Annotated in this window: 7 protein-coding genes; 2 read left to right on the forward strand and 5 right to left on the reverse strand. The window is 72.4% G+C overall.

The annotated features are described in order from the left end of the window. Window positions 1-284 precede the first annotated feature (284 nt). Window positions 285-1,646: a helix-turn-helix domain-containing protein gene (locus AB0M11_RS08785; protein WP_365702880.1), complete on the forward strand. Its 1,362-nt coding sequence runs from the start codon at window positions 285-287 to the stop codon at window positions 1,644-1,646. 199 nt (window positions 1,647-1,845) lie between these two features. Here AB0M11_RS08785 and AB0M11_RS08790 read toward each other — a convergent pair whose 3' ends face one another. The 5 genes from AB0M11_RS08790 to AB0M11_RS08810 are packed head-to-tail and all read right to left on the reverse strand — an operon-like array spanning window position 1,846 to window position 8,443. Then, entirely contained in the window at window positions 1,846-3,243 is a 1,398-nt protein-coding gene (locus AB0M11_RS08790; protein WP_365702882.1) for a hypothetical protein, read from the reverse strand. Beyond that, complete coding sequence (locus AB0M11_RS08795) at window positions 3,240-5,237, reverse strand: alpha-1,4-glucan--maltose-1-phosphate maltosyltransferase (RefSeq protein WP_365702884.1); 1,998 nt, start codon at window positions 5,235-5,237, stop codon at window positions 3,240-3,242. Before AB0M11_RS08795 ends, AB0M11_RS08790 begins: the two co-directional genes overlap by 4 nt. Before the next feature lie 31 nt (window positions 5,238-5,268). Further along, window positions 5,269-5,889: a DJ-1/PfpI family protein gene (locus tag AB0M11_RS08800; RefSeq protein ID WP_365702886.1), complete on the reverse strand. Its 621-nt coding sequence runs from the start codon at window positions 5,887-5,889 to the stop codon at window positions 5,269-5,271. Between the two features lie 5 nt (window positions 5,890-5,894). Continuing rightward, window positions 5,895-7,571 carry a thiamine pyrophosphate-binding protein gene (locus tag AB0M11_RS08805; protein WP_365702888.1) on the reverse strand — a complete coding sequence of 559 codons (1,677 nt, stop codon included), beginning with the start codon at window positions 7,569-7,571 and terminating at the stop codon, window positions 5,895-5,897. A gap of 35 nt (window positions 7,572-7,606) precedes the next feature. Further along, complete coding sequence (locus tag AB0M11_RS08810) at window positions 7,607-8,443, reverse strand: type 1 glutamine amidotransferase domain-containing protein (protein ID WP_365702890.1); 837 nt, start codon at window positions 8,441-8,443, stop codon at window positions 7,607-7,609. Between the two features lie 331 nt (window positions 8,444-8,774). Between AB0M11_RS08810 and AB0M11_RS08815 the strand changes: the two genes are divergently transcribed. After that, window positions 8,775-9,109 (forward strand): hypothetical protein (locus AB0M11_RS08815; protein WP_365702892.1); only part of this gene is annotated, 335 nt, incomplete at its 3' end.

Raw genomic sequence — 9,109 nt, forward strand, 5'->3', positions numbered from 1 at the left:
TGCTCACGAAAATCCCCTCCCCTGAACAATACAAGGTTGCGCCTTGACAATTACAGTCAACCTTGAATGACTACTTTAGTCAAGTGAATCGATGAAAAATCAAGCATAATAAAACGGAATATCACTCACCGCATAAGGCGTCCCTTATCTCGAACAGAGAAGTGCGCAGCAAAATACGGTAGAGCGCCGCTAAAAGATCACCGGAAGCCCATTGGGTTGATATCAACTTACTGGTAACATCGATCTGTCATCCCTACAGTCAAGTACGGCACCGAGGAGTTCGCATGGATCCACTCGGCAACGCGACGGCCGCAGGACTGGGCGAGCGCATCAGGGTGTTGCGCGGCAAACGTGGACTCAAGCAGCAGGATCTGGCGTCCGGCGAGATCTCGGCCAGCTACATCTCCCTGATCGAGTCCGGGAAGCGCGGCGCGCCGTCGGACGCGGTGCTCGCCGCGCTCGCCGAGCGCCTGGGGTGCTCCGTGGAGTACCTGCGCACCGGCCGCGACGACCACGAACTGGAGGAGACCCGGCTGCGGCTGGCCTTCGGCGAGATGGCCCTGCGCAACGGCAGCAACGGCGAGGCGCTGCAGACCCTGAGCGACCTCCTCGCCAAGCCGTCCCTGCTCGATCCGTCGATGACCCGGCGGGCGCGCATCGCACAGGCCTCCGCGCTGGAGAAACTCGACCGGATCGAGACCGCCATCACGATCCTGGAGGACCTGCGGCGCGACCCCGAGCTGACACCCGGTTCCGCCGACTGGTGCACGGTGTCGGTCGCCCTGTGCCGCTGCTACCGCGACGCCGGCGACATCACGACGAGCATCGAGATCGCCGAGCGGGCCATGTCCAGCCTCGACGCGCTCGGCCTGGACGTCACGGTCGACCACATCCAGCTCGGCACCACCCTCATGGCCTCCTACCACATGCGCGGCGACCTCACCCGGGCCCAGCTGCTCGGTGCCCGGCTCCTGGAGGCCGCCGAGCGGCAGGGGGCGCGGGCCGCACGGGGTGCCGTCTTCTGGAACGCGGGACTCGTGGCCCGCTCCCGCGGCCAGCTCAACGAGGCCCTGGCGCTGGTGGAGCGAGCCCTGGCGCTGATGTCCGAGGACGACAACATCCGCCATGTCGCCATGCTCAAGATGAACTGCGGCTCGCTGCTCCTCCAGGTCGACGACCCCCGGCCGGCCCGCGCCAAGCAGCTGCTGGAGGAGGCCCAGCAACTGCTGGCGGAGGTGGGCAACGCACCCGAGCTGGCCCAGTGCGAGATCGGCCTGGCCGACGCGGACGCGATGCTCGGCAACTGGGACGAGGCCGCGGCCCACGCGGAGCGGGCTCTCGGCCTCACCGGCTCGGAGTCCCGCATCCAGGCCGTCGGCGCGCGTGCCACGCTCGCCGAGATCCATCTGCTGCGCGGCGACCACGAGCAGGCGGCCCAGTGCCTGCAGGCCGCCACCCGGCAGCTGCGTCAGTTCCCGCCGTCCCACCAGACCGCGCTCAACTGGCGGTACGTGGGCGACCTGTGGCGCCGGCAGGGCAACAGCACCGCGGCCCTGCAGGCGTACGACCAGGCGCTGTCGTCGGCCGGACTGGCCCCGAACCGCGAACCGCGCACGGCCTTCACCGAGCCGGGCCGCCGCTCCTGACGCTGACCCACTTGGCACCACCGGAATTCCCCTTTCGGAACACCCGTCGAATGCCCGCACACCCGTCGCACACCGCAGAGCGAGGGAAGCCCGCCGGGCCCCGGTCTGCGTTCACCGGTTCCGGCCCCTTCCCCACCGGCCCGCTGCCGACCCGGCCCGCCGGTGGGGTGGTTCCGCCCCGGTTCCGGCCCCGCCGCCGTCAGCGGGACGTGGCGAGGCGGTGCAGGGCGGCCAGCGGGATCGGCAGCCGCTCGGGGCGCAGGCGGGACTCGTACACGGCCTCGTAGACGGCCTTGTCCGCCTCGAACGCCCGCAGCAGCACGGGGTGGCAGTCGGGGTCCTCGTGCCCGGCGGACGCGTAGCCCGCGATGAAGGCGCGCCGGTTGCGCACCGCCCACGCGGACGCGCGCCGGCGGCGGCGCAGCCGTTCCGCCGGCGCGGAGTCGTCGTCGTCCGCGGCGAGACCGGTGCGGGCCGCGTAGTCGAAGGAGCGCAGCATGCCGGCGACGTCCTTGAGCACCGGCTCCGGGCGGGCGCGTTCGGCGGCGGACCGGGCCGGTTCGCCCTCGAAGTCCACGATCCGCCAGCCGTCGTGGGCGCGCAGCGCCTGACCCAGGTGCAGGTCGCCGTGGATGCGCTGGACGAAGAGCGGGCAGCCGCGCCCGGCCACCCGGGCGCAGTCGTCGAAGAGGGCGCCGAGCCGTGCGGTGTACCGGGCGAGCGCCGGGACCTCCTCGGCGGCCTCCTTCAGGCGCATGGTCATCCGGGCCGTCTCCTCGGCCACGTCCTCCACGGTCAGCCGGGTCCGCCCGAACGCCTCGCCCAGCGCGCCGTGCACGTCGGCGACGGCGCGGCCCAGGGCGGCCGCGTCCGCGGTGAAACCGCCGCCGGCCGGGCGGCCGGTGCCGGCCACGGCGTCGGCGGCCTGCCGCACCGCCTCCTCCCAGCCGTCCCGCGCGTCCGGCAGGAACTCCTCGATGAGGCCGAGGACCAGGCCCTCCGCGCCGGGCGCGTCGCTGTGCACCGCCCCGTAGAGGTGGGGGGTGCGGGCGCAGTCCTGGCCGGTGAGCGCCCGCAGCGCCTCGACCTCGGTGTGCGGTCCCGGCTCCGGGCGGCGGAAGATCTTCAGCAGCAGCCGGTCGCCGTAGGCCACGGAGGTGTTGCTCTGCTCCACCTGGAGCGGCCGGGGCACCAGGCCGACCGGCAGCGGGTAGCGGGAACTGCGCTCCAGGCGCGGCCCGTGCTCGGCGCCGCCGCCCGCCAGGGTGCGCAGCAGCAGGGCGAGCACGGTGCCGTCGGCCAGCGCGTCGTAGACCCGCCAGCCCTGCCAGGGCCCGGACGGCACGGTGGCGATGGCGGCGGGGGCCAGCCGGGCCGGCAGCTCCGGGCGCAGGCCCAGCAGGAGCTGGCAGCGCAGCGGTCCGGCGGCACCGTCCGCCGAGACCACGGCGTGCAGCAGCAGCGGGGGTCCGTCCCCGACCACCGAGGCGGCCTCGGCGGTCAGCGGGGCACCGGCGTAGCGCGCGTCGAACCAGCGCCGGCCGGTCAGCCATGGCCCGAGCGCGGGCAGCAGCGGCTGCAGGATCTCCGTCCTCATGACGCCTCCTCGGTCGTCAGCACGTGCGCGACCTGGCGGGCCGGGTCGAGGCGCACGTAAGTGGACTCGCCCCAGGAGTAGACGGCTCCGGTGAGTTCGTCGCGGAGCTTGAGCGTGCCGTCGGCGGGCAGCCCGAGGGCCGCCAGGTCGCAGGTCACGGTCGCCTCCTGGGCCCGGTGCGGATCCAGGTTGACGACGACCAGCACCACGTCGGTACCGCCCCGGGGCAGGTCCACGTGCTTGGAGTAGACGAGGATCTGGTCGTTGTCGGAGTGCTGGAGCCGCAGGTTGCGCAGTTCCTGGAGGGCCGGGCGGGTCCGGCGGAGCCGGTTGAGCAGGGTGATCAGCGGGGTGATGGTCCGCCCCTCGGCCTCGGCCGCCGCCCAGTCGCGGGGCCGCAGCTGGTACTTCTCCGAGGCGAGGTAGTCCTCGGTGCCCTCGGCGAGCGGGGTGTTCTCGCACAGCTCGTACCCGGCGTACACCCCCCAGCTGGGCGCGGCGGTCGCCGCCAGCACGGCCCGCACCTCGAAGGCGGGCCGGCCGCCGTGCTGGAGGTAGGCGTGCAGGATGTCCGGGGTGTTCACGAACAGGTTGGGCCGCAGGAAGTCGGCGCTGTCCCGGCTGAGTTCGGGCAGGTACTCGGTCAGCTCCCGCTTGGTGTTCTTCCAGGTGAAGTAGGTGTACGACTGCTGGAAGCCGGCCTGGGCCAGGGCGTGCACCATGGCCCGCCGGGTGAACGCCTCGGCCAGGAACACCACGTCCGGGTCGGTGGCGTTCACCTCGCCGATCAGCCGCTCCCAGAAGTGGACCGGCTTGGTGTGCGGGTTGTCGACGCGGAAGATCCGTACGCCCTGGGCCATCCAGTGCCGCAGGACGCGCAGCGCCTCGGCGTACAGGCCCTCGAAGTCGGTGTCGAAGTCGAGGGGGTGGATGTCCTCGTAGGTCTTGGGCGGGTTCTCGGCGTAGGCGACCGAACCGTCCACCCGGTGGTGGAACCACTCGGGGTGGCCGGTCACCCAGGGGTGGTCCGGGGAGCACTGCAGGGCGAAGTCGATCGCCACCTCCAGGCCCAGGCCGCGGGCGGTGGTGACGAAGTACCGGAAATCGTCCAGGGTGCCGAGGTCGGGGTGGACCGCGTCGTGGCCGCCGTCCGGCGAGCCGATGGCCCAGGGCGAGCCGACGTCGTCGGGGCCCGCGACGAGCGTGTTGTCCCGGCCCTTGCGGTGGGTCACGCCGATGGGATGGACGGGCGGCAGGTACACCACGTCGAAGCCCATCGCGGCGACGGCCGGCAGCCGGGCGGCGGCGGTCCGCAGGGTGCCGCTGACCGTCCGCCCGTCCGACGTCACCACCGCGCCCTCCGAGCGCGGGAACAGCTCGTACCAGGAGCCGACCAGGGCCCGTCGGCGCTCCACCCGCAGCGGCAGCTCCCGGGAGGAGGTGATCAGTTCGCGCAGTGCGTAGCGGCCCAGGGCGGCCGTCACCCGGGGGGTGGTGACGGCCGCCAGCCTGGCCGAGGCCGGGGCCAGGGGGTCGCGGAGCGCGGCGATCGCGGTCCGGACCTCCTCGCGCCGGCCGCAGTCGGTGATGTCGTTCTCGCCGTGTGCCGCCCGTTCGTGCAGCAGCACGCCCTCGCGCAGGGTGAGCTCGGTGTCGACGCCGGCCTCGATCTTCAGCGCGGCGTCCCGGCGCCAGGTGGCCAGCGGGTCGGCCCAGGCCTCGACGCGGAAGGTCCACGTCCCCTCGGCGTCGGGGACCACGGTGGCGCTCCAGCGGTCGGCGTCCTCGTCGACGAGGGTCATCGGCACCCGCCTGGCGGGGACTCCCCCGGGGCCGCGCAGGACCACGTCCGCGGCGATCACGCCGTGGCCCTCGCGGAAGACGGTGGCCGTGATGTCGAGGTGCTCGCCGGTCACGGCCTTGGCGGGCAGTTCCCCGTCCCGCACCCGGGGGCGGACGTCGAGGACGGGGATGCGCCCGGTCACCGGTGTCATGACGATCGCTCCTCTCCCCGTTCCCGTCCCGTCAGCCCTGCCCGGCCTGCCCGGCCGCGGCGGCCTGGGCGGACTCGGCGGGCCGGCGGTCGGCGAGCAGGTCGATGATGGTGCGGGCGAAGACGTGGCAGTGGTTGCCGGTGCGGCCGGTGACCAGGTCGTCGTGGACGACCACGTCCTGGTCGACGTACTCGCCGCCCATGTTCCTGAGGTCGCCCAGCAGGTTGTTGTGCACCACCGCGCGGCGCCCGCGCATCAGGTTCGGGATCGGCGCGGCGAGCCACATGCCGTGGCAGATGATGCCCTTGAGGATCGCCGGGTCGGCGAACGCGCGGCGCAGGAACTGCGAGGCCGGCGGCAGTTCGTCGGGGTCGTCGGTGTAGCGGAGGCGGTCGGAGACCATCCCGGAGGGGACGATCACCGCCGAGTACTCCTTCAGCGCGAACTCGTCGAGGTCCTCGAAGGACTCGTTCACGTCGAAGGGCATGCGGTGTTCGTGCCCGTGGAAGGTCATCTCCTCGTTGCCCCACAGCCGGGTCAGGAAGTGGACCTCGGCGCCCTCCTCGGGGAAGCGGTAACGGTAGTAGAGGATCTCCGGCTCGTAGAAGTCGCTCTCCATCAGGACGGCGATCTTGTGTCCGTTCAGTCGCACGGCACTCACCCCTTTCCCTTGGCCGTCACGAGGTCGACGAGGAACGGCCCGTGGTGGGCGAGGGCCTGTGCCACCGCGCCCTCGGCCTGGCCGGGCTTCTCCACCCGGACGGCGGCCACGCCGAGGGAGCGGGCGAGGCCGGTGAAGTCGATGGGCGGGTGGGAGAGGTCGAACATGCCGGGCTGTTCGTGGGCCGGTATGCCGGTCTCCCGCCAGTACTCCTCGATGTTGTCCTCCAGCAGCCGGTAGCTGCCGTTGTTGCAGATCACGAACTTGGTGGGCAGCCCGTACCGGGCGGCCGTCCACAGCGCCTGGAAGGTGTACATGCTGCCGCCGTCGCCGGTGAAGCCGACCACCGTGCGGTCGGGGTGGGCGAGCTGGGCGCCGAGCGCGCCGGGGATGCCGACGCCGAGGGAGCCGCCCCGGGTCTGCATCCACTGGCCGGGCACGGTGGGCGGCAGGTGGCGGAAGAGCGTCGGGGACGCGGTCAGCGCCTCGTCGAACAGCAGCGCGTCCGGCGGCAGTTGGCGGGCCAGTTCGCGGGCGAAGGCGGCGGTGGGCAGGGTCTGCGCCTCGCCGTCGGCCAGGTCCCGGTCCCGGGCGCCGGCCAGCGCGTCGGCCCGCTCGGCGGCCCGCACCCGCAGCCGCTCGGCCGCCTCGGCGCGCCGCTGGTCGCCCATCTCGCCGTGCAGCGCGTCGGCGAGCAGCCCGAGGGTGGCCTTCGGGTCGGCCACGATGCCGAGGTCGACCGGGAAGTTCTTGGCGATGGCGTCGGTGTCCAGGTCGACGTGGACCACCGGGGTGCCCTCGGCGAAGACGTCGTACAGCGCCGGGAACACCTCGGGCAGCGCGTAGGTGCCGACGATCAGGACGCCGTCGGCGGCGCCGGTGATCCGGCGGCTCTGCTCGCCGAACATGTGCCCCAACTGGCCCGCGTACGCGGGATGCTGGGCCGAGAGGTTGACCTCGGCCCAGTCGGCGCCGTAGACGTCGGCGCCCCACACCTCGGCGAGGCGGGCCAGTTCGGGCTGGGCGCCCGCGAAGTGCACGCCGTCACCGGCCACGATCAGCGGGCGGCGGGCCCCGGCGAGCAGGGCCGCGGCGCGGGCGACGGTGTCCGGGGCGGGGAGGCTGCGGACCTCCGGGTAACTGACCGGTACGACCGGCTCCCGGGTGCCGGCGTCCATCACGTCGGCCGGCAGCACCACCAGGACCGGCCCGTACGGCGGGGTTCCGGCCACCTTGAAGGCGCGGCGCAGCACGCGCAGCGTGGAGTCGGGGTCGAGCACCCGGGTCGCCCACTTGGTGACCGGTTCCGCCATGCCGACCAGGTCGGCCGCCATCTGGGCGTCGAGCCCGGCGTACCGCAGCCCGGCCTCGCCGACCAGGGTGACGATCGGGGCGTGGCCGCGCATGGCCTGGTAGAGCATGCCGATGCCGTTGCCGAGGCCGACCCCGGAGTGCAGTTGCAGGACCGCCGGGGTACGGGTGGCGCGGGCGTGGCCGTCCGCCATGCCGACGGCCGTGGCCTCCTGCAGGGCCAGGATGTACTGGATCGAGGGGAAGGAGCGCAGTTCGTCGAGGAACCCCTGCTCGACCGTGCCGGGGTTGCCGAACATGTACCGGACGCCTTCGGCCTCCAGTTGCTCCAGGAGCGCGACACGCGCGGGCCTGCTGTCCATGCTGGTCACCTCTCGCGGGACGGGATGTCAGGACGTCAGGAGGTCCTGAACCCCCACTGGCGCAGGCCCTGTTCGAGGACCTCGACGGTCTTCTGGCCGGTCAGATAGGAGTCGGGGGTCGACCGGCCGGTGATGAACGGGTAGTCGACGATGACCGAGGTCTCCTTGCCGAAGTTGCCGTGGTAGGCGCCGCCGGGCGCGGTGGCGTCGCGCAGGATGTACTCCAGCGGGTACGGCGGCGGGCCCATCACGAAGTCGGTGCCGAGGAACCCGGTGCCGTCCTTGTAGTCGTACTCGATGCAGTGCCCGGTGACGTGCTTGCCGCGGATGATGGACTCGCGGGTCTCCTGGTCGCGGGCGAAGGCCAGGCAGGCGACGCCGTAGCACTCGGCGGCGATCGGCCGGTCCAGCTCGCGGAAGGCGAGGATCAGGTCGTGCACCCGCCAGTTGTTGGCGAGGTCGACGATGGGTCCGCTGCCGCCGACGATCAGCAGCGCGTCGTAGCGGTCGGCGATCTGCCGGCGGATCTGCTCCAGGCGGCTGTGGTAGGCCTCCCAGTCACGCAGGAAGTACGGCCGGGAGCGGTAGGGCCGGTCGGGCAGCCAGGACGCGAGGTCGAGGGGGTTGTCGAGCCGGTCCGACTCCTCGACGGCGCGCACCTTGGCCGCCATCTCGGGCGTGGTGACGGACCGGCCGAGCGGCGGGTCGACGTACTCGGGGTCCATGCTCGGCGGCAGCGCGTTGGGCCGCTTGCCGGTGGGGGTGGCGAAGGTGACGTGGTAGCCGGCCTGGTCGAAGGTCTCCAGGGGGCCGATCAACTCCTCGCCCCAGTAGCCGTGTTCGGACAGGACGACGAGAATGCGCCTGCTCATGGGATTCCTCCCGGATCGGCGGGACGGTGCCAAGTGGCGGATTCCTGTCTACGGGGGGCACTTCGTCCCGACCATCGCCGCCCCCCGTGCTCAGGGCACATGCCCAAGTGGCCGAATGCACTACGGCATGTTGTGGCCAACGCCTGCGGGGGCGTCGCCACCGGGCGGTACGGCCCGCGCGGACGGCGAGTTGCCCGAGCCTGAGCTGCGACTTCGCACAGTGCGGCCGGCGTCCCCGGCGCGGGGCGCGCGGCGCGGCCGGGGTGTGCGGTCATCGGACGCGTATCGCTCCCGGTCGCCGGGGGCGGGACCCCGATGAGCGGAGACATCCATGTCCACCGAACAGACCGGCTCCGACCGGGAGATCGAGGAGTTCGTGCAGCGCTGGTTCGAGCTGCTCAACGTGCACGCCCCGGTCGCCGAGCTGCTGCCCTTCGTCGCCGACGAGGGCCTGGAGATGGCCTTCCCGGAGCGCACCCTGCACAGCCACGCCGACTTCCTCGACTGGTACGCGGCGGTCGGTGAGGCCTACAGCGAGCAGGACCACACCGTGGAGAAGCTCGTCCACCAGGAGGACGGCCTGCGGATCGGCATCGACCTGACCGTCGTGTGGACGGCGAAGTCGACCGCCGACGGCACCGTGTCCTCGTTCCGGATCAACCAGCA

This window comes from Streptomyces sp. NPDC051987, assembly GCF_040680735.1.
Lineage (GTDB): Bacteria > Actinomycetota > Actinomycetes > Streptomycetales > Streptomycetaceae > Streptomyces.